The sequence below is a fragment of the Dyella flava genome (genome assembly GCF_016904955.1).
Lineage (GTDB): Bacteria > Pseudomonadota > Gammaproteobacteria > Xanthomonadales > Rhodanobacteraceae > Dyella_B > Dyella_B flava.
The window spans coordinates 166,134-192,421 of sequence record NZ_JADIKE010000038.1 but is presented as its reverse complement, the minus strand read 5'-3'; the positions used below and the strand labels follow the sequence as shown (position 1 = coordinate 192,421).

Genomic DNA, 26,288 nt, shown 5'->3' with positions numbered 1-26,288 from the left:
CAGGAACTTGATGATGACGCTCCAATTCAGTCTTGGCTCCGCCGCCCCCGAAACCGTCGATTCCCCTTGCGTGGTGGTCGGCGTGTACGAAAACGGCCTGCTGACCAGCGCGGCAGCGCGCGTGGACAGTGCCGCCGGTGGCGCGATCAAGCGCCAGGTGGAAAGCGGCGACATCAACGGCAAAGCGGCCAGCACCACCGTGCTGTTCGCGGCCGAGGGCGTCAAGGCCAAGCGCGTGCTGGTGGTGGGCCTGGGTTCCCAGAAAACCTTCGATGCGGCCCGCTTCCAGAAGGTGAACCTCGAAGCGGCCCGTGCGATGGCGCGCCTGCCGATCGACAGCGCCGTATCCTACCTTGCCGAGGTGGACGTCCCCGGCCGCGATGCCGCCTGGCGCGTGCGTACCGCCGCCCTGGCCGCCGACCATGCCACCTACCGCTATACCGCGACGGTGAAGCCCCGCGACAAGAACGGCCAGCCGGAGCTCGCAGGCATCAGCTTCGCCGGCAACGACGAGGCCCAGGCCGGTATCGAGCAGGCGGCGGCCATCGCCGAAGGCGTGCGCTTTGCCCGCGAGCTGGCCAACCTGCCGCCCAACATCTGCAACCCGGCCTACATTGCCGAGCAGGCCGTGACGTTTGCCGAAGCGCACGATACGGTCAGCTGCAAGGTGCTCGATCACGAAGACATGGACCGGCTCGGCTTCGGCTCCCTGTTGGCAGTCGGCCGTGGTTCGGCCAACAAGCCCAAGCTGATCGTGCTCGAATACAAGGGTGGCGCTGCGGACGAAAAGCCCTATGCCTTTGTCGGCAAAGGCATCACCTTCGATACCGGCGGCATCAGCCTCAAGCCCGGCCCGGGCATGGAAGAAATGAAATTCGACATGGGTGGCGCCGCGGGCGTGCTTGGCGCATTCGTGTCTGCCGTGAAGATGGGCCTGAAGCTCAACCTGGTGTGCGTGGTGCCGGCGGTGGAAAACATGCCCGACGGCGACGCTTATCGCCCGAGCGACGTACTCACCAGCCTGTCCGGCATCACCATCGAAGTGCTCAACACCGATGCCGAAGGCCGCCTGATCCTGTGTGACGCCCTCACCTATACCGCACAGACCTTCCAGCCGAAGGCATTGATCGACGCCGCCACGCTGACCGGCGCGTGCGTGATCGCCCTGGGCAAATACGCCAGCGGCCTGATGAGCAAGCACGACGATCTCGCCGAAGAACTGCTCAGCGCTGGCGAACATACCCTCGACCGCGCCTGGCGCCTGCCGCTGTGGGATGACTATCAGATCCAACTGGAATCCGGCTTCGCCGACGTCGCCAACATCGGCGGCAAGAACGCTGGCGCCATCACCGCAGGCTGCTTCCTGTCGCGCTTCACCGAAGGCCAGCGCTGGGCGCATCTGGACATCGCCGGCACCGCCTGGGACGAAGGCCGCAAGGGCCTCGCCACCGGCCGCCCGGTACCACTGCTCGCCCAATGGCTGATTGACCGCATCGAGAAGTAAGCAACGAGAGGTGAGAGGAGCCACTCACCGCAGTCAAGCTCCTCTCTCACTCCTCACTCCTAACTCCTCTCTCCTAGAAAATGCCTCGCGCCGACTTCTACCTGATCGCCAAGCCACGTTTCAGCGAGCAACCTCTGTTGCTGGTTTGCGAACTGGCGCGCAAGGCTTTTGCCACACAGCAGCCCACGCTGATCCTCACCCGCGATTTCGCACAAGCCGAAGCCCTGGATGATCTGCTGTGGTCATTCGACGAAGATGCCTTTATTCCGCATCAACTGGCCGGTGACGACGACGACGCCCACACCGCCGTGCTGATCGTTCCACCTGGCGTCGATACGCCGACGCGTACGCTGACGATCAACCTTCGCGAGCAATGCCCGCAGAGCTATGGCGAGCGCGTGCTGGAAGTGGTTGCCGCCGATCCGGCCGAACGCGATGGATCACGGGTGCGCTGGCGCGAATATCAGCGGCTTGGATTTGATGTCAGCAAGTTCGACATGTAGTTCGTGTGCCTTCAGGCACACCTCGCGAGCGCGCTAGGCAAGAGAGTCGATCACCAGCGTCAACACGCCGAGTCCGCTTCCGACTTGATGGCAGCGCGCACGGACAAGGCTGCCGACAATGCCGAGGAAAGCTGCCCGCCCGTTAGCGGCTTGTGCAGAAAACCATCGATGCCCGCCTGATGGCCGCGCGCGGCTTCTTCTGCGTGCGTGCGACTGCTTATGGCAATGATCGGCATGCGATCTCCATCGCCTTCGCCCTGGCGTATCAACTGCGCGAGCTGGAATCCATCGATACCGGGCAATTCCAGATCGAGCAGGATTACATCACAGGATTCCTGCGCCAACTCGGCCAGCGCGTTCAATCCATGACTGGCACAACGCACGCGATGCCCCTGATGCTCCAGCATGCCACGAATGGCGCTGGCCACCGTGGCATCGCTTTCCACCAGCAGCACATCCAGCGCGCGCTTCTCCGATGACTCGGGCTTGTCCGAGTTGGCACGCACGGCTTCCTGCGATACCCGCAACGGCAGACACACGCGGAAGGTACTGCCCTTCCCGAGCGCTGATTCCAGGCTCAGATTGCCGCCCATCAGGTTGACCAGTTCGCTGCAGATGGCCAAGCCCAGGCCGCTCCCGACGCTGCGCTGCGGACCTTCGTCCTGCTCGAAACGACGGAACATGCGAACGCGGCTGTGTTCGGAGATGCCAGGACCGGTGTCACTGACATCCAGCCACAAATGATCATCCAGCCAGCGGACCTGGATGGAAACACGACCATGCACAGTGAACTTCACCGCGTTATTAGCCAGGTTGAACAGCACCTGGCGGATGCGCAACGGATCGCCGATCAGCGAAGCCGGAACGCCATCATCGACTTGCACATCGAACGCCAGACCCTTGGCCTTGGCGGCATTCTTTTGCAGTCGCTCCACATCCTGCACCAATGCACGCACATCGAACGGCGCGGGTTCCAGCACCAGCCTGCCCGCTTCGATGCGCGCCATGTCCAACGCATCGTTCAACAATTTCAGCAGCACATTGCTTGAGCGCTGCATGGATTCGGCATATTCGCGCTGCGTTTCATTCAGCGGCGTGCTCAGCAGCAACTCCGCCATGCCGATCACACCGGTCATCGGCGTACGGATCTCGTGACTTAGCGTAGCCAGGAACTGGCTCTTCGCCGCACTCGCCTGCTCGGCAATCTGATGCCGCTGCTCCGCCAGCTGGATGCGATGACGATGCGCAAGACGACGGCGCCACGCCAGCAGTGAAAGACATGCCAAGGCCGCGATCAGGCAGGCATACAGCAGCCAGGCCCACCAGCGCAGCCACGGTGGTGATTGCACATGGATGCGCAGAGGCGAATCCAGATGCACCCAACCGCCATCCGCACCGTGCGCCATGATCTCCAGTGTGTAGTCACCGCTGCCCAGGCCGGTGAATTCACGCTCGCCATGGTTGTCGTGATCGACCCATTCGCCATCGAAACCATCGAGGCGGAAACGGTAATGATTGGCGCCCGGATTGATGTATGAGAACAGCCGCGCCTGCACATGCAACTGGCTGTCATGCCAGCCCACCTTGATCGGCTGCGGGCTCAACGGCAGGCTTTGCAGCACACCCTTGCGCATCACCGTGACCTGGGTGACCGAAAGTACCGGAGTAACCGGCGTCACATCCTGCTTGTCCGGATTGAAGCCGACGACGCCGCCCATCGTAGCGGCGTAGAGATTACCGTTAGGCAGCAAGGCGTAGCCGCGGCTGAATTCGCCATTGGCGAGCCCATCTTGCAAGCCAAGCTGATGAAAGCTGTCGTGCGCCGGATCGAAACGCCACAAGCCATCGACGCTGAAAATCCACAAGCGTCCAAAACAGTCGACGTCCAGATCGACCGCCTGCAATGACGGCCAACCCTCGGACGCTGCCACCGTGCGATCGAGCACCAGCCCGGGCCCTTGGCGGTGGTAATGGGTGAGGCCGTCCTCGGTGACCAGCCAGATGCCGGTGCGATCGAAGTCGAAAGCGTTGATCGGCTGATTGGTGGGCACGCCCGGCACCATCACGAAGCGATCATGCGCCTGGTCGAGCCACATCAAGCCGCCGTCGCTGGCGTACCAGAAGGCGCCTTTGTAGAGCATCATTTCGCTGCCCCACATCACCTTTTCGTTCGGCTTGTCCATCGCCACTTCGGTCACGGCCAGCGTGTCCGGATCAACCCGGAACAAACCGTAACCAAAGGTGCGCGCGTACATATTGCCGTCCGGTCCCGGCTCCACCTCCAGCGGACGGTTGAGCTTGGTCATTTGCGGATCGACCTGATCGAGCCGGTTGTGCACGTAGTCGTAGCGATACAGCGCACCTTGCACGGCGATCCACAGCCGTTGACGGCCGTCTTCGGTCATGCCGAGCACGCTGCCGTGCAGGCCGCTGAGGATGTGTTCCACGCTGCCCGTGATCGGATCGAGGCGATCGATGCGTCCATCGCGTTCGCCGACCCAGATATGCCGGCCATCGCGTCCGCGTGCCATGGTGGTCGCCTGCGAATCGCGCAAGCTGTCCGGATCATCGGGAACGTGGGTGAATCGGCTGAAGCTGTTCCAGCGCGGCGCAAGATAGGCCACGCCGCCATCGAGCATCGCCACCCATAATCCGCCTTCGCGATCCACAAAGGTCTGCCACACCCAGCTGCCCGGCAGATTGCCGAACAGCAGCGGCTGATCCATCACCGCCGTAATCGGACCATCGGGACGCACTTGCAGGTACATGCCGCGCTGCGTGCCGATCCACAAATGGCCGGCGGCATCACGCGTACTGGTCATGACGTTGAGTTCATGCGGAATCACCGGCGCGCCAAACAAGCGCGCCTGATCGTCGGCACCCACCACCAACAAACCACGTTCGGTGGAAATGCGCACCTCGTCGCCTTCGCCATCGATGCGCCAGGCATCCATCGACTGATCCGGGTCGAGCGGCTTGATCGAAACGAATTGCCCGTCCGTATCGCGGCGGAACACACCACGCTCAGTACCCACCCAGAGCCGGCCTTTGGGATCGGCATACAGCGCGTCGACAGTGCCCATATCCCGCGGATAAAGGCCAAGCAGCGGATTGCTGATGTGCTCGAAGCTGTGTCCGTCGGGCAGCATGCGATCGAGCCCATCACTGGTACCGACCCAAATCACGCCATCGGGCGTTTGCGCAATCACCCAGACGCGATCGCTGATCAGGCTATTCGGATTGCCGGGATCGTGGCCCCAGTGACTGAATTTTCCGGTGGCAGGGTCATAGCGGCTCAGGCCGCCATCCAGACCACCGGCCCAGACCATGCCCTGACGATCGACGAGCAAGGTCGAGATGTTGTTGTTGAAGAGCGAGTCGGGATCGTTTTCGATATGTCGGAACACTTGGAAGTGCACGCCATCGAAGCGGGCGATACCGCTCTTGGTGCCAAACCACATGGCGCCATCATGATCTTGCGCGATCGCGTAGACGCTGGTGCTGGGCAGGCCATCGTCCATGCTGTAGCGACGAAACTGGGGCGTGGGCAGCGGTGCCGCGTCCGGCGCGTGGATCGCTGCCGAGGGAACGGGCGTAGACGGCGGGGCCGCCGTCGATGTGGAGCCGCTGGGCATGGAAGCTCCCAGCAGGAAGGCCAGCCCGAACACGAAAACCGACACTAAGGCCCCCTCAGGCGCGTCACGCAGGGCGGTCCCTTCACGCACCCCACACCAAGGGGATCATGCCAAATCCAGCGCTTAATCGCATGTCTTTTCGATGACAGACGTAGGCGGGCAGCTGTCGTCGGCACGGCAACAATCTGTTCTTGCCGCTGCGCTGGCAGGCCTGTGGCGTTTCCGCCAGACTCCCGCCATGACTTACCGGCCTGCTTACGCATCCCTGACGCTATGTATCGGATTGGCCATGGCACCGGCCCTGACCCACGCCGCGGCCGATAGCTATCGCTATGACCCGGTGCACAGCCAGATCGTTTTCAGCATCGATCACGATGGCTTTTCGCGTCCGCTGGGCCGATTGCACATCGCCAGCGGCTGGCTGCGCTTCGATCCGGATGACTGGTCCCGCTCCGCCACGGAACTGGATATCGACATGACCCGCGTCGACATGGGCGATGCCGCCTGGAACGACGCGGTTTGCAAACCCGCGTTGCTCGATTGCAAAACCTATCCCACCGCGCACTTCACCAGCACGTCCGTGGAGCGCAAGGACGCCACACATGGCGTGCTGCATGGCGTACTGAACCTGCATGGCATCAGCCGGCCGCTGGATATTTCTTTTCGCGTGAATCGCGTCGGCAAGACCATCTATGGCCTGCATACCATCGCAGGATTTTCCGCCACGGCTTCGCTCGATCGCACCGCCTTCGGCATCAACGGATTTCCGAATGCGATCGGCCACGATGTAGCGGTCTGGCTGGAACTGGAAGGCATCCGCGACAGTCAGAACTCGACCAACGACAAGGAGCACCCATGAGTCTGCGCAGTAACCACCGGCAATGGGGATCGGTTGCCAAGTTCTTCCATTGGATCGTGGCCTTGGGCATTCTGGGCAATGGCGTGTGGGGCTTGCTGATGACCGACATGTCGCCGTCGATGAGCAAGATCAACATTTACGCGCTGCATAAATCGATCGGGCTGACTATCCTGGCGTTGTTCGCCTTGCGCGTGGCCTGGCGCCTGTTCGATCGCGCACCGCCGGACGAACCGGCGCCACGCTGGCAGCGCATCGTCGCGCACGCCACGCATATCCTGCTCTACGGCTTCATCCTCGCGTTGCCGTTGAGCGGATGGCTCTACAACTCGCTGCACGGTTATCCGCTGCAATGGTTCAAGTTGTTCAACCTGCCCGCGCTGGCCGGTAAGAACCAAGAGTTGGCGCATACCGCACACGCCGTGCACGAATACCTGTTCTATCTGTTGCTGCTGGTGCTGATCGGCCATGTGGGCGCCGCACTGAAGCATCATGTGTTAGATCAGGACAACGTATTGCGCCGCATGCTGCCATTCGGCCGCGTGCGTTCAAGCAAAGCCCCCTCAGGAGAAACGCCATGAATCGCCTTACCCATCGTTCATTTGCGTTGCTGCTCGCACTGGCCGCGCCGTGCGTCGCCAGCGCCGCTGACTACACCGTGCAAGCGGGCAGCACACTGGGCTTCACCAGCAGCTTCCAGGGCAGCAACTTCGACGGCCAGTTCAACAAATGGACGGCCGCGATCAGCTACGACGCTGCCAAGCTCGCCACCTCCAAGTTCGATGTCACGGTCGACCTGTCCAGCGCCAAGACCGGTGACAGCGACCGCGACGGCGCCCTGCCCGGGCCGGACTTCTTCGATGTGGCCAAATTCCCGCAGGCGCATTTCGTCACCACCGGTTTCCATCAGCAGGGCAACCAGGTGATGGCCGATGGCACGCTGACACTGCGCGGCGTCACCAAGCCGGTGAGCTTGAATGTCACCTTCAAGCCGCAAGGCAATGGTGCAACGCTGGACGTCAGCGGCTCGGTGAACCGGCTCGATTTCGGCGTTGGCGGCGGGCAGTACAAGGACACGTCGGTGATTGGTGCGGATGTAAAGGTGACGGCGCACTTGGTGCTTGCGGCGAAGTAAAGCTTTTCCTCCTCTCCCCTCCGGGCGACGCAAAGCTAGTCCCTGTGGGAGAGAGGATCGAGGTGAGGGGCCAGCCTCGCGACAAACCTTCACACGCTTTTCCCCCTCTCCCCTCCGGGCGACGCAAAGCTAGTCCCTGTGGGAGAGAGGGCTGGGGTGAGGGGTCACTCTTGCGAAGAAGTTGATGCGCAGCGTGAGCGAATCAAAAAACATAACGTTGCCGCTGAGGTTAGAGGCAAGCCCGGCCCCTCACCCCAACCCTCTCTCCCACAGGGACTAGCTTTGCGTCGCCCGGAGGGGAGAGGGAGCCAAAGCGTCGCAATTGCGACAAATTTCCCGTCGCCAAAAATTTCGCGCCCTTTCGCCCCACCCGCGTCGTACTTATGCGATCTTGAATAGGTCGGGCGTGCCCATCGCCAGTGATGAACACGACACGCCCGACGTGACTGAAGTAGCGCGGATCGCCTGGGATTGCAGCCCAAACGATCCGCTGGCCAAAACCAACTCAAAGGCAGTTAGCAATGGTTACTCTCGATCTTACGGCATGCACGCCTACGCGTGACCCCGCCAAGCCGGTATTAGTCCTACTTCAGCGCCATGCAGACTGCATAGCGTCGGGCCCAAGTGGGTAATCGTCCAAGCGGAAGAGGCACATTCCGCTGAAACGAGCAGGATTTTTTCCTGCAGTCCCTTCGCCCGCGTGCAATGCGCGGGCGACCTAACCTAATGGAACAGGCCCATGAACAAGCCCACCCACACCGCGCCCATCGCGCGTAGCTACCTGCTATCCGAAGAACACTTCTACGAACTACGCATGCTCCGCGACCATCTTCTGCTGATGGCGCAACTCGCCGGCACAGCCAGCACGAATGGCGAAAACGACGTCATCCATTTCGTCCGCCGCAGCCTGATCGGGCAGCTGTTTGGTGATCTGAGTTTTCAGATTGCCGGCCTGGTGGATGCAGTGGCGCAGAGTGAAGTCAGCGTAGAGCGCGCGCAGACGCATTGATGGCAAACAGGGCTTGGGCTGGCGCAGCGTCATCCAGCCTGCGCCCCGTCGCTCATCCAGCGCGATACCTGCACCGCATCGAACGGCCAGTCCAGTTCCCGCCCGTCGCGCAGGTCCCGCAGCACCGGCACACGCGTGCCATAGCGCGCGGCCAGCTCCACGCTATCGTCCACCCAGATACTGTCAAAGTCCGGCGCACGCGCCTGCGCCAGTACCGCCAGGGCCTGATCGCACAGGTGGCAATAGTCCCGTTGATAGAGCACAAATTCGGCCATACGTCAGCGAATAGACTGCCCTGGAAGGAAGGCACGCGTAGAATAGCTACTTCGTCCCCGATATCGCAGTGCACCCATGGCTGTCAGCGCTTTCGACATTTTCAAGATCGGCATTGGTCCGTCGTCCTCGCATACCGTTGGCCCGATGCGCGCGGCGGCGCGTTTCTCCGAGCGCTGGCTGGAAGAGAAAGGCGTACTCGACAAGGTCGTGCGCGTGCGCGCGGAGTTGTATGGATCGCTGGCCATGACCGGTCGCGGGCACGGCACGGACAAAGCCGTGTTGCTGGGCTTCGAGGGAGAACATCCCGATACGGTCGATCCGGACCACATCCCGGACATTCTCAAGCGCATCCGTACCACGCATCGCATCCGGGTCCTCGGCAAGCACGAGATCGATTTCGACGAGAAGCAAGACCTGATCTTCAACAAGCGCCAGAAGCTGCCATTCCACACCAATGGCATGCGCTTCTCCGCTTACGACGCCGATGGCAATGAATTGGCCACACGCGACTATTACTCGGTGGGTGGCGGCTTCGTCGTCAATCACGATGAGGCGGCGGAAGACCGTATCGTCGCGGATACCACCGAACAGCCCTACCCGTTCGAAAGCGGTGATCAGTTGCTGGCGCTGTGCGAACAGCACGGCCTGACCATCGCCCAATTGATGCTGGAAAACGAAAAGGTGTGGCGCAGTGAAGCGGATATTCGTAGCGGTCTGCTCAATATCTGGAAGGCCATGCAAGGCTGTGTCGAGCGCGGCTTGCGCTCACCGGGCGTGCTGCCGGGAGGCTTGAAGGTGGCGCGCCGCGCACCGGCGATGGCCGCCGAATTGCGCAACCAGCCCGAAGCCGCACTCAAGGATCCACTGACGATTCTGGACTGGGTCAATCTCTACGCGCTGGCCGTCAACGAAGAAAATGCCGCCGGCGGCCGCGTGGTCACCGCGCCGACCAATGGCGCCGCGGGCATTGTGCCGGCCGTATTGCACTACTACCACCGCTTCTGCCCGAAGTCCGACGAAAACGGCGTGATCGATTTCCTGCTCACCGCGGCGGCCATTGGCATTCTCTACAAGGAGAACGCTTCCATTTCCGGTGCGGAAGTGGGCTGCCAGGGCGAAGTCGGCGTGGCCTGCTCGATGGCGGCCGGTGGGCTCACCGCTGCGCTCGGCGGCAGCGTGTGGCAGATCGAGAACGCTGCCGAGATCGGCATGGAACACAATCTGGGTCTGACCTGCGATCCGATCGGCGGCCTGGTGCAGATTCCATGCATCGAGCGCAATGCGATGGGTTCGGTCAAAGCCATCAACGCCAGCCGCATGGCGTTGAAGAGCGATGGCAAGCACCGCGTTTCGCTCGACAAGGTGATCAAGACCATGCGCGACACCGGTCGCGACATGAAGGACAAGTACAAGGAAACCTCGCGCGGCGGCCTCGCCGTCAACGTGATCGAGTGCTGAGAAGTCGGTTGGGCTACCCCGGCAAGTCCGGGTAACCCAAACCACATCAACTCATTGAATCAACGTGCTTCGCGCTCGAACACGATGCTGGCGATCGCACCGTTGGCATCGGTGCGCGGCCTGATCGACACATCCCAGCCATACAGTTCGCACAGGCGGCGCACGATCGCCAGACCCAGGCCTGCACCGCTGCCACCCGCGCCTTCGCCGCGAACACCGCGCTGGAACAGGCGTTCGGCATCTTCCGGCTTGATGCCCGGGCCGGTATCGATCACATCGATACGGCCACTCTCCACCTGCACGGTGACGTTGCCTTCCAGCGTGTATTTGATGGCGTTGCCGATGATGTTGGTGAGCGCCACCGCCAGCACCGATGCCGGCGCATTGACGCTGACCGGGCTGTTTTCGATCAGCTCGATCTCCACCGGCTTATCGCGCACTTGCGGCCGCTGGCTTTCGATGACATCGGCGGCAACTTTGGCGACCTCGGTCGTTTCGCCACGCGTCGGCCCGCGCCGTTCGGCGCGAGAAAGCAGCAACAGCGCCTCGATCAGCTCGGTCGCCTGACGCGACGCGCGCTCGATGCGCTTGAGGCGTTCGCGCAGCTTGTCGGTAAGATCGGGCGAGCCTTGCAAGAGTTCGGTGGTGCTCGAAATCACTGCCAAGGGCGTGCGCAATTCATGGCTGACGTCGGAGTTGAATTCGCGGTCGCGCTCGACGATCGCCGTCAGGCGGGTGGAGTATTCATCGAGTGCCTGCGCCAGCTCACCCACTTCGTCGTCGGCGAAATGGGGCGCCAGCAATTCGGCCCGTCCGGTCTTGCGAAAATCGCGCAGGCGCCGTGCCAGTTCGCTTACCGGCTTGAGCACTTTGCGTGACAGCCACAAGCCGATCGCCAGCGAGAGCAGGCTGAACAAGATCACTGCCGCACCCAGCGCAGTAATCAGCTGGCGTTTGCCGAGATCTTCCCGGCTGATGTCATAGCGCTCAAAACCGATGACGCCGTCTTTGCGCCGCACCGCAAGCTTGTAGTGCCTGGTACGGCCACCGGCATCCACGTCATACATGTCGTGGACGCCGGTATCGAGGTTCTGCCAGCCCAGCGGCATTTTGTAGAGCGTGCGGTCGCTCTTGATCCACGCCTCGATCAGCTCGGATTGAGCCGGTTGGTTGCTAAGCGTCTTGTCGACCGCCTGATCGACGTCGCTCTGCAAGGCTGCCGCGACAAGCTGGTCTTCCACCTTGGCACGCACATACAACGACGCCATGGCAAACAACGCGCTGAGGCCAAATCCAAACAGCGCGAACGAAACAATGAGGCGAAATCGCAGCTTACGCCTGGACTGCATCCGGATCGACCATGCGGTAACCGATGCCGTGTCTGGTGTGGATCAACGCCTTCTCGAACGGCTTGTCGATCGCGGCACGCAGGCCGTGGATGTGCACACGCAGGCTGTCGCTGTCGGGCAGCTCCTCGCCCCACACCTTCTGCTCCAGATCCTGGCGCGTGACGACCGAAGGGCTGGCCTCCATCAATGCCTGCAGCAGCTTCAGGCCGATCGGGTTGAGCTGGATCGACTTGCCTTCGCGGGTCACCGTAAGGGTGTCCAGGTTATAGGTGAGGTCGGCGACCTTCAGTACTCGGCTCTGGGGGCCCTTGCCACGGCGCGCCAGCACTTCCAGACGGGCCGCCAGCTCCTGCAGGGCAAAGGGCTTGGTCATGTAGTCATCGGCGCCGGATTCGAAGCCGGTGAGCTTCTGCTCCAGGGCATCGCGGGCGGTCAGCATCAGCACCGGCGTCTGCTTGTGGGCTTCGTGGCGCAGTTTGCGGGCCACATCCAGGCCGTCCATGCCGGGCAGGGTCAGGTCCAGCACGATCACGTCGAACTCGTGCACGACCGCCAAATGCAGGCCAGTAACGCCATCTCCGGCGAAATCCACCACATGGCCGCGATCTTCCAGATAGTCGCCGATGTTGGTCGCAATATCGCTGTTGTCTTCAATCACCAGAACGCGCATGCGTCTCTCCCGCTACGCAGCCGGCACAGACGGCCGCAGGAGGCACAAGCTTAACGACTGCGCCCGGCAAATGTTAAGCGGAATACTGAACGGCAGGTGGCGCTTTATCCAGCGCCCAAAGAAAAAGCCCGGACGCCGCGACCTTACGTCGCTACATCCGGGCTGAAGCTACTGCCCCGATACCGTCGTCTGCTGTCACCGGACCTTGCGATTGAAGTGGCGAGCAAACAAACAGTGGATCCTTTATAGGGGTGGGGGGGTTACGCGACAGTTAACTCGTACTCACTGCTGGGTTAACGGGCAACAATCGAGTGAATAAGGCGGGTCACTTTGACCTCTCCCCATTCTCCTTTTCGCGTTTTGCACCCTTGCCTGCGTTCCGTTCGAGATGCTTGATGATGTACTCGGACACGTTCACGCCCGTGGCCGCCTCGATCCCTTCCAGGCCGGGCGATGCGTTCACTTCCAAGACCAGCGGACCGCGATTGGAGCGCAGCAGGTCGACACCGGCGATCCCCAGCCCAAGCGCCTGCGCGGCACTCACGGCGATGCGTTTTTCGTCGGCGGTCAGCTTGGCCGCTACCGCGCTGCCGCCGCGGTGCAGGTTGGCGCGGAACTCGCCGGGCACTGCGTCGCGCTGCATCGCCGCCACCACTTGTCCACCGACCACGAAACAACGCAGGTCGGAGCCCTTGGCCTCGGCGATGAACTCCTGTACCAGGAAATTGGCGTACAAGCCGCGGAACGCTTCCACCACGCTTTGCGAGGCGCTGCGCTTTTCTGCGAGTACCACGCCGGTACCCTGGCTGCCTTCGTTGAGTTTGATCACATGCGGCGGCTCGCCGAGCATTTCCAGCACGTCGGTGGTGTCATCCGGGTTGTCCCCAAAGACTGTCACCGGCATGTCCAATCCTTTCGCAGCAAGAATCTGCAGGCAGCGCAATTTGTCGCGCGCACGCAGCACCGCATCGGAGGAGTTGGGCGTATACACCCCCATCATCTCCAGCTGGCGTAGCACCGCGGTGCCGTAGAACGTACTGGAGGTGCCGATGCGCGGGATCGCCGCATCGATATCGTGCAAGGTCTTGCCCTTGTAACGAATCTTTACTTCACCCGGCGCGATGCGCACGTAGCAGCGCAGCGGATCGAGCACACGCACCACATGGCCTCGTTCACGCGCCACTTCAACCAGGCGCTGCGTGGAATACAAGCGCGTGTTGCGCGAGAGGATGGCAATTTTCATGGCTTATCGACCATCGTGTGCGCGGGCTTGGGCAGGGTGTAGGAAAGTGCGGGATTGACGGCGAAGCGTCCGACCAATGCGGTACGCCCCAATAGCATAGGGAATAGCATGTGCCGGCGATCAGTCAGATTCATGTCAACCTCGAAACGCTCGCCGGCAAGCATGACTTCGGTGCGGATGAACCAGCGTTCGCTGCGTCCGCCACCGGTATCGACCACCACCCGCCGGTCGCAGGCAGGCGCCTCGCATTGCACCTTGTGTGCGGAACGCCGCCCCAGGCCGACGGCAAAACGCAGCCAGGTATCGCCATCACGGGTAAAGGTTTCAAGCTCGTCCACATGCAGCGAACTGCTGCGTGCACCGGTATCGAGCTTGGCCTTGAGCGCAAGGATGCCGAACTGGGGCAATGCCAGCCGCTCCCGCCAACCGAGGGTAATCATGTCCGCCATGTCAGCTCACGCTGTCGGGTTTGGAAGATCTCGGTGGGGCGCCGGAAAGAATCTGGAGCGGGTGAAGGGAATCGAACCCTCGTCAGTAGCTTGGGAAGCTACAGCTCTACCATTGAGCTACACCCGCAACGTTCGGCGATGGTAACCGGCGAATGGGGCTTTTGGAATCCTGGTTTTGGAAACCTTTAGGGCCTGTTAGCACTATTGGCGTGGCCCGCGCCGGGAGCTGTTTGCGCGCCAGCCAAGAAAGAGTGAGGGAGTGTACGTCGGTACACGACTGAGCGATGACGCCGGATGGCGGGCAAACAGACCCGGCGCGGGTTACGCCAATAGTGCTAACAGGCCCTAAGGTGAACCGCAGGTAGCAGTTGGCTGAATCACCCTGCCCAGGCACCACGTATGGCATATGCCGGCCCTTGTGCATCGCGCACATAATCGCCACACAGTCACGGACGCTAACGGAAGCGCGACCGTTTCGCGCGGTATCGCACGGACAGACCCATGCGTGTGTTCAATGCATCCCTTTCGCGTACATGGCAGATCGGCCTGAGCCTCTTGTTGCTTATCTGCACCGGCATGACCTACGCCCAATCGGACGCCGGCCAGGACAGCAACGCGAATGACCCACCCCCACGCGTCGCACGCCTTGCCATTGCCAATGGCGACCTTGGCCTGCTGCCGGCAGGCAGTACCGAATGGACCTCGGCCGACGTCAATCGTCCGCTCACCAATGGCGACAAACTTTCCAGCGGCCCCGACTCCCGGGCCGAACTGGATCTCGGCGGCGCCGCGCTGCGTATCGATGGCCAGAGCGATATCGGCATTCTCAATCTCAACGGCCAGACCGGCCAGTTCGAATTGCCCCGAGGCAGCTTGAACATCACGGTGCGCAACATTGATCAGGGGGCGACTTATGAAATCGACACCCCGACCCTCGCCGTGGTGATCGACCAACCCGGTAGCTTCCGCGTCGATGTACCCGGCGATGGCAATTCCACCACCGTTGCCGTCAGCGACGGCCTGGCCACGGTATACGGCGAGAACAACGCACAACGCGAGATCTACAGCGGGCGCCGCTACCAGTTCAATAACTCCACCCTCAGCGATGTCACGGTAAGCGACTTCGTGAGCGGCGATGCCTTCGATCTGTGGTGCAACGATCGCGATACCCAGGAAGCCAACGACAGCAGCGCCCAGTACGTCTCCAACGACATGGTTGGCGGCGACGATCTGGATAACGCTGGCAGTTGGGAAGAAGACGAGGATTACGGCGACATCTGGTATCCCGCGGTGGTCGGGTTTGGCTGGGCGCCCTATCGTTTCGGCCATTGGGCGTGGATCTGGCCCTGGGGCTGGACCTGGATCGACAACGCACCCTGGGGTTTCGCGCCCTATCACTATGGCCGCTGGGCCTTCATCCACCAGCGGTGGGGCTGGATACCCGGACCACGGCAAGTGCGCCCGATCTATGCGCCCGCCCTGGTTGCCTTTGTCGGCATGGGCGCCGGCCATCCGGTGGGCTGGTTCCCACTCGGGCCGCGCGACGTCTACAGCCCGTGGTATCACGCTTCCCGCAATTACTACACCAACGTGAACCTCGCCAACATCGGCGTCGGCCGCTATAACGACCAAACCGCGCTGATCGACACCATCCACAATCAGTACGGCCTGTATCAGATCGGACGTGCCGCGCCCGGCAATGCCTATGCGTATCGCAATGCACCGGAGGCGTTGTCCGCCGTCTCGGCACAAAACTTTGCCAGTGCCCGCAATGTGCAGAACAACCTGGTGCAAGTGAACGCGCAGCAGTTGGCCGCCGCATCGATGGTCGCGCCGACAGCGCTGCAACGTCCGACCACCAGCAGCTTCGGCCAGCCGCGTCTGATCGATGGACGGTCGTTGCCATCCGCGGGATTCAATCGCCAGGTGGTAGCGGTCGGCCGGCCGGCGGCCGCGGTATCGGCGACCGCATCCGTCAGCGCCGGGCAACCTGCTTCCAATGTGCGCGTGCTTAGCGTCCGTCCCAGCACGCCGGTCAGCAGTCATGCGCAAGTCGTGGGCAGCGCGGAGATCGTGCGGCAGCCGCGCTTTACACCACCTCAATCCGCGCCACAGCGGGTCGAACAGGAGGCCGCCGAGTCGAGTCCGGCCACGCTGCCGCAAGTGCCGCATTTCGAGTCGGCGCAGCAGGTCCCGCGCTATCAGCCGGTCACGCAATCCTATGCGCCGCGTGAGGAAAATCCCGAACAGGATCGGTTTGAGACGGCCGAACGGTCGCACCAATACGTGCCCGAGCAGCGCCCGCCAGAGATCAATCCCTCCTACCAGCCGTACCAGCGGCCGGATTTTGCGCGGCCCGAGCAACAGGGACGCGGTGGAGAAGAGATGCATCCGCAAAGTGCGCCACGGGGACGCGAAAGCGCGCCCGCGCCGTCGCGTGGCGAGGGCCATCCTTAACCCTGCTGACTCCCTTTTCGCAGCGCGGAAAGGAGTCAATCTGCACCGTGGGAGCACTGGCGGGGCCAACCACCATGCCCTGCCGTTACAATAGGTGGATGCAGATCACCTTGAACGGCCACCCGCATGACTGCGGCCAAGGCAGCACCATCACCCAATTGCTCCACCAGGCCGGCTATGCCGGCCGCCGCGTTGCGGTAGAGGTCAATCACGAAATCGTGCCGCGCAGCATGCACGATGGTCACGAACTGCACGAAGGCGATCGAGTCGAGATCGTCCACGCCATCGGCGGCGGTTGATCCGCCCCTTCCCCGCTTCCGCAAGCCGGTATCGCCATGAATATCAAAACGCTCGACCGCACCGATCCCCTGATCATCGCCGGCAAAAGCTACGGTTCACGCCTGCTGACCGGCACCGGCAAGTACAAGGATCTGGATGAAACGCGCCGCGCCACCCAGGCTGCCGGTGCCGAGATCGTCACCGCCGCCATCCGCCGCGTGAACCTGGGCCAGGATCCGAATGCGCCGAGCCTGCTCGATGCGTTGCCGCCGCACGAATTCACCCTGCTGCCCAACACCGCCGGCTGCTACAACGCGGTGGACGCAGTCCGCACCTGCAAGCTGGCACGCGAACTGCTCGACGGCCACAAGCTGGTGAAGCTGGAAGTGCTCGGCGACGAACGCACCCTGTTCCCGGATGTCGTGGAAACCCTGAAAGCCGCCGAGCAACTCGTTGCCGACGGCTTTGACGTCATGGTCTACACCAGCGATGACCCGATCCTGGCTCGCCGGCTGGAGGAGATCGGCTGCGTTGCCGTGATGCCGCTGGCCGCCCCGATCGGCTCCGGCCTTGGCATCCAGAACCGCTACAACCTGCTGGAAATCATCGAGAACGCCAAGGTGCCGATCATCGTCGATGCCGGCGTCGGCACGGCCTCGGATGCGGCCATTGCGATGGAGCTGGGCTGCGACGGCGTGTTGATGAATACCGCCATCGCCGGGGCCAAGGATCCGGTGCTGATGGCTCATGCGATGAAGCTGGCCATCGAGGCCGGTCGTGCCGCCTTCCGTGCCGGCCGCATTCCGCGCAAGCGTTACGCGTCGGCCTCCAGCCCGATCGATGGCACCATCGGCTGAAAATTTAGCCCCTACTCCCCTTCGGGTTGTCCCGATGGGGAGGCAGCGCAAACATCTCGCATGACCAACTCCCCCGACCAAGACAGCCTCCACCTTCGCCGGATCCGCAGCTTCGTGTTGCGTGAAGGCCGCATGACGCCGGCCCAGCAACGTGCGTTCGACGAGCATTGGGCCCGTTTCGGCATCGATTACAGCGGCGGCGCACAGGATTTCGACGCACGCTTCGGCCGCCACTCGCCACGCGTGCTGGAGATCGGTTTCGGCAATGGCGAAGCCCTGGCCTGGGCCAGCGAACACGATCTGGCGCGCGACTATATCGGCGTGGAAGTGCATGGTCCCGGCGTCGGCCGGCTGATGAACGCCCTGGCTGCACGCGATGCGGCCAACGTGCGGATCTACAAGCATGATGCGGTGGAAGTGCTGGAGCACGAGATTCCTGCCGGCACGCTTGCCGAAGCGCGCATCTGGTTTCCCGACCCCTGGCACAAGAAGCGCCACAACAAGCGGCGCATCATCCAGCCCGAGTTCGTCGCCCTGCTGGCCACGCGCATGGCCCCAGACGGCCTGCTGCACCTGGCGACCGACTGGGAGCCCTATGCCCAGCATATGCTCGAAGTGATGGAGGCCTCGCCCCACTGGCGCAACGCCGTAGGCCCGGGCCAATACGCCGAAAAACCGCCATGGCGCATCGAGACCCACTTCGAACGCCGCGGCTTGAAGCTCGGCCATGGCGTGTGGGATCTGCTCTACCGAAAAGCCTGAGCCACGCGATCCGGGTAGGTTGGGTTAGCGCAGCGTAACCCAACGGTGGTTCGTCGCTTCGATGAAGATCAGTTGGGTTACGCTGCGCTAACCCAACCTACCAGCCTGTCTGTTGACCGGGCCTCCTTCCACGAGGAAATGGCCGGCGATGTGGCCCCGGTTCACCAGCCGGCACGCTGTGACGCTTATACTTTCCCGTCAAACAGGGAAGAGTCACCGCGTGAAGCGACCGCTGCCCCATTTCCAGCCTTGCACAGCGCCCGACAGGGACGACCCATAGTGGCGCTAACCCTCACCCCCGAAATGATCCTGGTACTCGGGCTGGTGTGTTTCACCATGCTCATGCTGGTGCTGGAGTGGATTCGCGCCGACATGGTGGCGCTGCTGGTCGTGGTGGTGATCGGCCTGACCGGCCTGATCCCTTCTGACCGCGTTTTCAATGGTTTTGCCGGTAACGCCGTGATCGCCATCATCGCGATCATGATCATGGGCGCCGGGCTGGACCGGGCCGGTGTGCTGGGCCTGACCGCGCAGTTCGTGATGCGCATGGCGCGCGGCAAGGAGTCGCGCCTGGGCGTGGTGATCAATGCGGTGACCAGCCTTTTCAGCGCCGTGATTCCCAGCCAGGCCTTGGCCGCACTGATGATCCCGGTGACCAGCCGCCTGTCCGCACGTACCGGTGTGCCGATCTCGCGGCTGTTGCTGCCGATGGCGTTCTGCATCCTTACCGCGACCAACACCACGCTGATCGCGAATTCCCCGCTGATCGTACTCAACGATCTGATCGCCAGCGCCAACGCCAACCTGCCGCCGGGCGCGCAAACGGTGCCCAAATTCGGCCTGTTCAGCGTGACACCGGTCGGCCTCGCCCTGGCCATCGCCGGCGTGTTGTTCTTCTACCTGTTCACCAACAAGCTGCTGCCGGATCGCGAGGACGAACGGCAGAAGGTGACGCCGGGCCGTACTGAAAGCTACTTTGCCGAGACCTATGGCATCGTCGGCGAAACGGCCGAACTCACCGTAACGGCGGAAAGCCCGCTGGTCGGCATGAGCATCGGCGAGGTGGAGCAATTGCATGGGGCGCCGCTGATCCTGGCGATCAGAAGCGGCAACGAAGCCCGCATGGCACCACCGGCCGACCAGGTCATCTGGGTCGGCTCGGTCCTCGGCGTGCTGGGACCACGCGATGAACTCAACCGCTTCGCCAACAATCAGCTGTGCAAAGTGTCACCGCGCATGCGTCAGTTGGGCGAGCTGTTCAATCCAACCCGCGCCGGCATTTCCGAGGCGGTGATTCCGCCCAGTTCCCGCTTCCTCAAGCAGTCGGTCGGCGAACTGCGCCTGCGCAAGCGCTATGGCATTTCGGTGCTGGCGGTGACACGTGGTGATCATGTCTATCGCGATGACCTGCGCGCCCTGAGCCTGCGCACGGGTGACACCCTGGTACTGCATTCGAGCTGGAAGGCACTGCAGGATGCGTCGGAAGACAAGGATCTGGTCATCGTTACCGACATTCCGCGCGAAGAACAGCGGCCCAACAAGCTGTGGCAAGCCGTAGGTTTTTTCCTGCTGGCGAAGGGCCTGGCGTTGTTCACCAATCTCGACCTTTCGGTCGCGATGATGACCGGCGCCATCGGCATGCTGCTGAGTGGCGTGCTGAACATGGATGAGGCCTACAAGGCGGTGAACTGGAAGACCATCTTCGTCACCGCCTGCCTGATTCCGCTGGGCTGGTCGATGGACACCACCGGCACAGCGGCATGGGTGGCACAGGAAGTCTTGCTGCATCTTGGGCATGCGTCGCCGTGGGTGCTGCAAACATCACTGGCCATTCTCACCCTGCTGTTCTCGCAGGTGATGTCCAACGTGGGCGCGACGGTGATGATGGTGCCGGTGGCGATCAGCGTGGCTGTCGCAACCGGCGGCAATCCATCCGCCTACGCGCTGATCGTGGCGGTGTCCTCGTCCAACACCTTCCTGCTGAGCTCCGGCCATCCGGCGCTGATGATGGTGACCGGCCCGGGCGACTACAGCAGCAGGGACTTCTTTCGCGCAGGTTTGCCGTTGACGTTTATCGTGCTGGTGATCACGCTGGTGGCGATCAATCTTATGTACCGTTGATAAGCCGCACGGGCGCTGTAACATCGGGGGCCATCCAGTACGACCAAAGCCGTCATTCCCGCTTTCGCGGAGATGACGTCGGACCTACTTCACCCGTATCCAGCGACCTGGCAAACATCTGTGACCACACACCCTAGCGATCCTCGCCTTGCCATCATCGGGCTCGGCTATGTCGGCCTGCCGCTCGCAGTCGAATTCGGCCGCCTGTTCGATACGCTCGGCTACGACATCGATGCCGCACGTGTCGATGCGCTTAAACGCGGCGCAGATGGCAATCAGGAAACCACTGCCGATGAACTCGCAGTTGCCACGCGGTTGAACTTCACGACCGATGTCGAAGCCTTGCGCGATCGCAATGTCTTCATCATCACCGTGCCGACGCCGGTGGACGAGCACAAGCGCCCGGACTTCAGCCCACTGATCCACGCCAGCCAGATGGTGGGTAGTGTGCTGCGTCAGGGTGATGTCGTGATCTACGAATCGACCGTGTATCCCGGCGCTACCGAGGAAATCTGCGTGCCTGAGCTGGAGCGCGCTTCCGGCCTGCACTTCAATCGCGATTTCACCGTTGGCTACAGCCCGGAACGGATCAACCCCGGCGACAAGCTGCGGCGTTTAACTACCATCCCCAAAATCACTTCCGGTTCCACGCCGGAAACCGCCGACTTTGTCGATGCGCTGTACTCGCGCATCATCACCGCCGGCACGCACAAGGCGCCGAGCCTGAAGGTGGCCGAGGCGGCCAAGGTGATCGAGAACACGCAGCGCGATGCGAATATCGCGCTGATCAACGAGTTCGCGCTGATCTTCCACCGGCTCGGCATCGACACCCAGGACGTACTCGCGGCGGCGGGCACCAAGTGGAACTTCCTGCCCTTTCAACCCGGCCTGGTCGGTGGCCACTGCATCGGCGTCGATCCGTACTACCTGATCCAGAAAGCGCAATCGACCGGCTATTACCCGGATATCCTGCTCGCCTGCCGCCGCATCAACGATGCCATGGGCCAGCATGTCGCCAGCGAAGTGATCAAGCTGATGGTCGGTCAAGGGCATGCAATCCGTGGCAGCCGCGTGCTGGTGCTCGGGCTCACCTTCAAGGAAAACTGCCCTGACCTGCGCAACACGCGCGTGGTCGATCTGGTGCGTGAACTGGAAAGCTACGGCGCAGCCGTCGACGTGCATGATCCTTGGGCCGATGCAGACGAAGCACACAAGAGCTACGGCTTGCGCCTACTGCCGAAAGTCGAAACAAACGGCGGCTATGCCGCTGTCGTGCTCGCCGTTGCGCACCAGCAGTTCTATCCCGGCGGCACTTACGACACGCGCGCACTGACCATGTCCAACGGCGTGGTCTACGACATCAAGGGCGTGCTGCCGAAAGAACGCGTCGACGGACGTCTGTAACGCCAAAAGGGTTGGGTAGGTTGGGTTAGCGCAGCGTAACCCAACTTTTTTCAGGGCTTCGACGAAGTTCCGTTGGGTTACGCTGCTAACCCAACCTACCCGGTCTCGCTGCAAGCTTCAGTCAGCGAGCAGCACTTCGCCCAACTCCACGCGCACCGGCACGCCACGCAGGCTCTCACCCTTGCACGGGCCCCCGATGCATTCGCCGTTGTCGACATTGAAGCTGGCGCCATGTGCGGCGCAAATCAGCATGCCCTTCGAGATCAGGAATTTGCCCGGCGCCCAGTCGAGACGGCGCCCGGCGTGCGGGCAGATGTTGAGCCAGGCGTTTACCTGCCCGCCCTGCCTGTGCAGGATCACGCTTTCCTCGCCTTCGGGCAGCAGCACATCCAGCGCTATCGCCTCGCCATCGGGCATGTCATCGAGCCGGCAGAGGCGGCGGGGAGAGGTTGCTGTATCCATCGGCACTTGCCTTGGAGGCCGTGAAGCCTCATCGTTGCACGCGTAAGTCATTGATTTTACCACACGGATTTTTAACATGCGCATCGTTTTACCGTTGATGCATCGCCGCCGTAACCCGCTGGTCCAGGCATTGTCCCTGGTCATGGGTCTGCTCGTCATCGGTGTATTGATGGTATTCGGGCTGGTCGTGGCAGGCGTGCTGATGGTCGGTGGCGCACTGTGGCTGGTGTGGCGTCAGTGGAAGCGCGGCAGCATGGCTCGCCCGGCTGCGCGTGAAGCGCGTCAACCTGAAGTGCTGGAAGGCGAGTACGTGGTCATCCGCAATTCGCGGCCTGTCACCCACCATTGACGCTCGCCAAGAAAGCGCAAGATTCGGATAGCTGCCATCACGCGCCCCACCTAAGCTGATGGCACCCTGCCCCGGATGCCATCATGCGCAACGCCCTCGCCACACTTGAAGCCCCGCTGGAAAAAGTCCGCGCGCTGATCGAGCGTGCGACAGAAGCGCCGTCGCTGACGGCCCTCGCCAGCGCGGCCCAGCTCAGTCCTAGCCATCTACAGCGGGCTTTTCGCCGCCGCTACGGCATGAGTCCGGCCGAATACCATCGCGCGCGTCGCTTCGGCCAATTCAAAAGTGCCTTGCGCAAAGGCTCGGCCGTAGCAGATGCGGTGTACGACGCCGGCTTCGGTTCCGGTAGCCGCGTCTACGAACACACCAATCGCCTGCTTGGCATGACACCGGCCAGCTATCGCGCCGGTGGTGCCGGCGCCAGCATTCGCTACACCACCATCACCACACCTTTGGGGCAGTTGTTGGTTGCGGCCACGGCCAAAGGCATCTGCGCGGTGACGATCGGCGCCAGCGATGAGGAACTGGAACAACACCTGGCGGATGAATTTCCCAAAGCCTCGCGCGAGCGTGTCGACAACGGCCGCGAGGAATGGCTCGACGCAGTGATCGCACGCATTGCCAGCGATCTGGGCTGGAGCGATCGCGAAGCGCCGGACATGCCACCACTCGACGTGGCCGCCACGGCCTTCCAATGGCGCGTATGGGATGCATTGACCCGCATCCCTGCCGGCACCACCAAGAGCTACGGCGAACTTGCCGCGGAACTTGGAAAACCAGGCGCCGCGCGCGCCATCGGTCAGGCCTGCGGCAGTAATCGTCTCGCCCTGCTGGTGCCCTGCCATCGCATTGTGCGCGAGGACGGCGCACTGGGCGGCTGGCGTTGGGGCGTGGAACGAAAGCGCGTGCTGCTTGCGCAGGAAGAGCAGCAGCACAAGGCAAATAAGCCGCCACGCGGCCGGAAACGCTAAAGCGTAAAGGCCCCGACCGCAACGTCTTCGAATGCTCCGAAGTGCTAAAAGCCGTTGTCCCGGCGAGGTCGGGCGCCGATGTTTTTGCAATCACCGAAACTGTCTAGTCAGTGAGCCCTGGCCTTCGTCTGACAACAGCCGAATGTTTCGTGTACGCCATAACACCTCCTCTGTTTGCCCCTGATTCAACACAGGCTTGCAACACCCGCGCTACTGGACAGGCATACCTTGCAGTTATCGTATGCGCTGCCCAAAGCCAATCCGCTGATGAACGACTCCGCCACCCCCACCACCATCGCCACCCCATTACGCGATCAGAGCAGCACCCGCACCTGGGTACCGCTCTCGATGTTTGCGCTCTACATCATCTGGGGCTCGACCTACCTCGGCATACGCGTGGCACTGCAAAGCTATCCGCCGTTCCTGCTGGCCGGGATTCGCTTCGCCATTGCCGGCTTGTTGATGCTGAGCTACTTGCGCTGGCGCGGCGCCGCGATGCCGACCGCACGCCAGTGGCGCAATGCGGCGTTTACGGGCGTGCTCTTGCTCGGATTCGGCAACGGCCTCGTTTGCTTTGCGGAAGAAAGCGTTAGTTCCGGCATCTCCGCCGTGGCGGTGGCGAGTATGCCGTTGTTCGCCGCGCTGTTCACAGGGATGTACGGCGAATGGGCTACGCGCCGCGAAACGCTCGGTTTGTTTATCGGTTTTATCGGCGTCGTCATTTTGAACTTCGGCAGTTCGCTGACCGCGTCGCATGTCGGCGCGGTGGCCTTGTTGATCGCCGCCATGGCCTGGGCGTTCGGCTCTGTCTGGAGTCGCCGCCAGGATATGCCCACCGGCATGATGAATACGGCAGCACAGATGCTTTGCGGCAGCGTCGCGCTATTGATAGCGGGATTCGCCAGCGGCGAAAAACTGCCTGCTCATCCAACCTGGCATGCCACCATGGCCGCCGCGTACCTGGTGATATTCGGATCGCTCATTGCATTCAGCGCATACCTGTATGTACTCAAGCATGCGCGGCCAGCATTGGCGACCAGTTATGCCTATGTCAATCCACCGATCGCGGTGTTGTTTGGCGTGATGTTGCTGGGCGAGAAAGTAGGACCTTACGATCTGGCCGGCATGGCGATCATCCTGCTCGGCGTGGTCACCATCACCCTGGCTCGCCAGCGGCGAACGCCTTGACCCATGTTGTGCGGCTGATGCTGCAACGCGGATCGCTGATCCAATAAACCTGACGCAGGCAATGCCTGCGTCCGTGCGTCTTGCCTACAGCTCGCGCAACGCGGTGGTAACGGGCAAGCGCGCCGCTCTTACCGCCGGGAACAGGCCACCGATAAAGCCGATCACCAAGGCCCATAACAAGCCTTGCCCCAGCAAGACCGGCGATACATGAAAGGCGAACGACACCGTCCCCACCGTGCCCATCGCCATGGTCGATGCGGTGTAGTCATCGAAGATCAGCCAGGCCAGGAAGCCACCGATCACACCACCAGCCAGGGCCAGCAGCATGGTCTCCAGCAGCACCGCGACCACCACCGGCACGCCGCGAAAGCCGATCGCGCGCAAGGTGGCAATCTCACGAGCACGCGTTGCGACAGCGGCGAACATCGTGTTCAAGGCACCAAATACCGCACCCAGCGCCATGATCACCCCGACGACCGCGACCATCACCGAAATCATCTTGGCCATGTTTGCCGATTGCTTGCTGAAGTAATCCAGCGTGGTGGTCACGTCGACCTGCAAGCGCGGATCGCGCGTCAGCGCGGCCTTGAAGCCTTCGAAAGCGGTCGCATCGGTGAGCTTGACCAACACCGAACTGCGGCTGCTGCCGCGACGATTAGCATCAGCGATTACCGATGCGTCGCCCCAGATTTCCGAGTCCATCGCGTCCCCCGAGGCAAACACCCCGGTAACCAGCCATCGCTGGTTACCCAGCATGACTTCGCGCCCCGGCTCCAGACCGGCAAACTGCCGTTCTGCGCCCTGCCCCACGATCAGCTCCCGCATGCCGGACTGGAACTTGCGTCCTGCGATGATCTTCAGATTCGGACGTACTGCCCATGCTTCGTCGCTTACGCCGCGCAATTGCGCGCTGCCCTCTTCGCCCTTGCGGCTGCTCTTCATCGGCAGATCCGCCGCCACCACGACTTCCGGCGAAACGATAGGCTTGCCTTGCGGGTCGCGCGCGATGCCGGGCGCGTTGGGAATCACCACGATGCTGTCATGCGTCAGCACGGATGACACCTCGTTGTCCGAACCGCCGCGCATCACGATGGCACTGTCCGCGCTACCGGTCTTGCGCAGGGTTTCGGTGTAACCCTCCCCCATCGCCAGCAACGCCACCACCACCGCCACCACGCCGGCGATGCCAATCACCACCACCGCGGAAGCGCCCATGCGCTGTCGCAGCGTACTAAGACCCACGCCGGTAACCGACGCGGCCTGATGACCGGTGCGGGTGAATGCCATCCACAGCGCAAACAGCAACGCCATCGCCAGCACGACTGCAAAAATAACCAGCATATTCATGGCA

At 62.3% G+C, this 26,288-nt stretch carries 24 protein-coding genes and 1 tRNA gene; 16 read left to right on the top strand and 9 right to left on the bottom strand.

Annotated elements, in window-relative coordinates; genetic code table 11:
• The first annotated feature begins 13 nt into the window (after positions 1-13).
• Together ISP19_RS16565 and ISP19_RS16560 are read left to right on the top strand one after the other, a co-directional pair.
• On the top strand, positions 14-1,504 hold the full coding sequence (locus ISP19_RS16565) for a leucyl aminopeptidase (RefSeq protein WP_204683850.1): 1,491 nt from the start codon (positions 14-16) through the stop codon (positions 1,502-1,504).
• 80 nt (positions 1,505-1,584) lie between these two features.
• On the top strand, positions 1,585-2,007 hold the full coding sequence (locus ISP19_RS16560; RefSeq protein ID WP_204683524.1) for a DNA polymerase III subunit chi: 423 nt from the start codon (positions 1,585-1,587) through the stop codon (positions 2,005-2,007).
• Between the two features lie 59 nt (positions 2,008-2,066).
• On the opposite strand, the gene ISP19_RS16555 is transcribed toward ISP19_RS16560, so the two are convergent.
• Complete coding sequence (locus ISP19_RS16555) at positions 2,067-5,687, bottom strand: hybrid sensor histidine kinase/response regulator (RefSeq protein WP_284384724.1); 3,621 nt, start codon at positions 5,685-5,687, stop codon at positions 2,067-2,069.
• 97 nt (positions 5,688-5,784) lie between these two features.
• Here ISP19_RS16555 and ISP19_RS16550 point away from each other — a divergent pair, with 97 nt between their 5' ends.
• From ISP19_RS16550 to ISP19_RS16535, 4 genes are all read left to right on the top strand, one after another.
• Positions 5,785-6,501 carry a YceI family protein gene (locus tag ISP19_RS16550; RefSeq protein WP_338082390.1) on the top strand — a complete coding sequence of 239 codons (717 nt, stop codon included), beginning with the start codon at positions 5,785-5,787 and terminating at the stop codon, positions 6,499-6,501.
• Complete coding sequence (locus tag ISP19_RS16545; protein WP_204683523.1) at positions 6,498-7,079, top strand: cytochrome b; 582 nt, start codon at positions 6,498-6,500, stop codon at positions 7,077-7,079. The genes ISP19_RS16550 and ISP19_RS16545 overlap by 4 nt, the downstream gene beginning before the upstream one ends.
• Complete coding sequence (locus ISP19_RS16540) at positions 7,076-7,633, top strand: YceI family protein (RefSeq protein ID WP_204683522.1); 558 nt, start codon at positions 7,076-7,078, stop codon at positions 7,631-7,633. Before ISP19_RS16545 ends, ISP19_RS16540 begins: the two co-directional genes overlap by 4 nt.
• Before the next feature lie 739 nt (positions 7,634-8,372).
• Positions 8,373-8,642, top strand: a complete 270-nt coding sequence (locus ISP19_RS16535; protein WP_204683521.1) for an XAC0095 family protein — start codon at positions 8,373-8,375, stop codon at positions 8,640-8,642.
• Positions 8,643-8,671: 29 nt separating this feature from the next.
• Here ISP19_RS16535 and ISP19_RS16530 read toward each other — a convergent pair whose 3' ends face one another.
• Positions 8,672-8,917, bottom strand: a complete 246-nt coding sequence (locus tag ISP19_RS16530) for a glutaredoxin family protein (RefSeq protein ID WP_204683520.1) — start codon at positions 8,915-8,917, stop codon at positions 8,672-8,674.
• Between the two features lie 76 nt (positions 8,918-8,993).
• Between ISP19_RS16530 and ISP19_RS16525 the strand changes: the two genes are divergently transcribed.
• The gene (locus ISP19_RS16525) at positions 8,994-10,376 is read left to right on the top strand and encodes an L-serine ammonia-lyase (protein ID WP_204683519.1); all 1,383 of its coding nucleotides are present in this window, start codon (positions 8,994-8,996) and stop codon (positions 10,374-10,376) included.
• 59 nt (positions 10,377-10,435) lie between these two features.
• Here ISP19_RS16525 and ISP19_RS16520 read toward each other — a convergent pair whose 3' ends face one another.
• The 5 genes from ISP19_RS16520 to ISP19_RS16500 form a co-directional block, all read right to left on the bottom strand.
• Positions 10,436-11,725, bottom strand: coding sequence for a sensor histidine kinase (locus ISP19_RS16520; RefSeq protein WP_204683518.1), 1,290 nt, complete (start codon positions 11,723-11,725; stop codon positions 10,436-10,438).
• A complete protein-coding gene (locus ISP19_RS16515) occupies positions 11,709-12,395 on the bottom strand; it encodes a response regulator transcription factor (protein ID WP_204683517.1) in 687 nt (228 codons plus the stop codon). The genes ISP19_RS16520 and ISP19_RS16515 overlap by 17 nt, the downstream gene beginning before the upstream one ends.
• 325 nt (positions 12,396-12,720) lie before the next feature.
• Positions 12,721-13,638, bottom strand: coding sequence for a 30S ribosomal protein S6--L-glutamate ligase (gene rimK / locus ISP19_RS16510; RefSeq protein ID WP_204683516.1), 918 nt, complete (start codon positions 13,636-13,638; stop codon positions 12,721-12,723).
• Entirely contained in the window at positions 13,635-14,087 is a 453-nt protein-coding gene (locus tag ISP19_RS16505) for an ATP-dependent zinc protease family protein (RefSeq protein WP_204683515.1), read from the bottom strand. The genes rimK and ISP19_RS16505 overlap by 4 nt, the downstream gene beginning before the upstream one ends.
• A gap of 53 nt (positions 14,088-14,140) precedes the next feature.
• A tRNA-Gly gene (locus ISP19_RS16500) sits at positions 14,141-14,214 on the bottom strand.
• Between the two features lie 374 nt (positions 14,215-14,588).
• On the opposite strand from ISP19_RS16500, the gene ISP19_RS16495 reads away from it, so the two are divergent.
• The 6 genes from ISP19_RS16495 to ISP19_RS16470 all read left to right on the top strand — a co-directional run bounded on the left by ISP19_RS16495 (position 14,589) and on the right by ISP19_RS16470 (position 21,967).
• Entirely contained in the window at positions 14,589-16,544 is a 1,956-nt protein-coding gene (locus tag ISP19_RS16495) for a DUF6600 domain-containing protein (protein ID WP_204683514.1), read from the top strand.
• 98 nt (positions 16,545-16,642) lie between these two features.
• Positions 16,643-16,843, top strand: coding sequence for a sulfur carrier protein ThiS (gene thiS / locus ISP19_RS16490; RefSeq protein WP_204683513.1), 201 nt, complete (start codon positions 16,643-16,645; stop codon positions 16,841-16,843).
• A 36-nt stretch (positions 16,844-16,879) separates the two neighbouring features.
• Positions 16,880-17,680 (top strand): thiazole synthase, encoded by an 801-nt coding sequence (locus tag ISP19_RS16485; RefSeq protein ID WP_204683512.1) that lies wholly within the window; start codon positions 16,880-16,882, stop codon positions 17,678-17,680.
• A gap of 60 nt (positions 17,681-17,740) precedes the next feature.
• Entirely contained in the window at positions 17,741-18,442 is a 702-nt protein-coding gene (gene trmB, locus ISP19_RS16480; RefSeq protein ID WP_204683511.1) for a tRNA (guanosine(46)-N7)-methyltransferase TrmB, read from the top strand.
• Between the two features lie 303 nt (positions 18,443-18,745).
• Positions 18,746-20,563: an SLC13 family permease gene (locus tag ISP19_RS16475; RefSeq protein WP_204683847.1), complete on the top strand. Its 1,818-nt coding sequence runs from the start codon at positions 18,746-18,748 to the stop codon at positions 20,561-20,563.
• A 120-nt stretch (positions 20,564-20,683) separates the two neighbouring features.
• Positions 20,684-21,967, top strand: a complete 1,284-nt coding sequence (locus tag ISP19_RS16470; protein ID WP_284384726.1) for a nucleotide sugar dehydrogenase — start codon at positions 20,684-20,686, stop codon at positions 21,965-21,967.
• A 117-nt stretch (positions 21,968-22,084) separates the two neighbouring features.
• Here the strand turns inward: ISP19_RS16470 and ISP19_RS16465 are convergent, their stop codons facing one another.
• Positions 22,085-22,429, bottom strand: a complete 345-nt coding sequence (locus ISP19_RS16465) for a Rieske (2Fe-2S) protein (protein WP_204683509.1) — start codon at positions 22,427-22,429, stop codon at positions 22,085-22,087.
• A 76-nt stretch (positions 22,430-22,505) separates the two neighbouring features.
• Here ISP19_RS16465 and ISP19_RS16460 point away from each other — a divergent pair, with 76 nt between their 5' ends.
• The 3 genes from ISP19_RS16460 (at position 22,506) to yedA (ending at position 24,937) form a co-directional block, all read left to right on the top strand.
• Positions 22,506-22,778 (top strand): hypothetical protein, encoded by a 273-nt coding sequence (locus ISP19_RS16460; RefSeq protein ID WP_204683508.1) that lies wholly within the window; start codon positions 22,506-22,508, stop codon positions 22,776-22,778.
• 83 nt (positions 22,779-22,861) lie between these two features.
• Positions 22,862-23,749 (top strand): methylated-DNA--[protein]-cysteine S-methyltransferase, encoded by an 888-nt coding sequence (locus tag ISP19_RS16455; protein ID WP_204683507.1) that lies wholly within the window; start codon positions 22,862-22,864, stop codon positions 23,747-23,749.
• A gap of 267 nt (positions 23,750-24,016) precedes the next feature.
• Positions 24,017-24,937, top strand: coding sequence for a drug/metabolite exporter YedA (gene yedA / locus ISP19_RS16450; RefSeq protein ID WP_204683846.1), 921 nt, complete (start codon positions 24,017-24,019; stop codon positions 24,935-24,937).
• 84 nt (positions 24,938-25,021) lie between these two features.
• Here yedA and ISP19_RS16445 read toward each other — a convergent pair whose 3' ends face one another.
• Positions 25,022-26,284, bottom strand: coding sequence for an ABC transporter permease (locus tag ISP19_RS16445; RefSeq protein ID WP_204683506.1), 1,263 nt, complete (start codon positions 26,282-26,284; stop codon positions 25,022-25,024).
• Positions 26,285-26,288 lie beyond the last annotated feature (4 nt).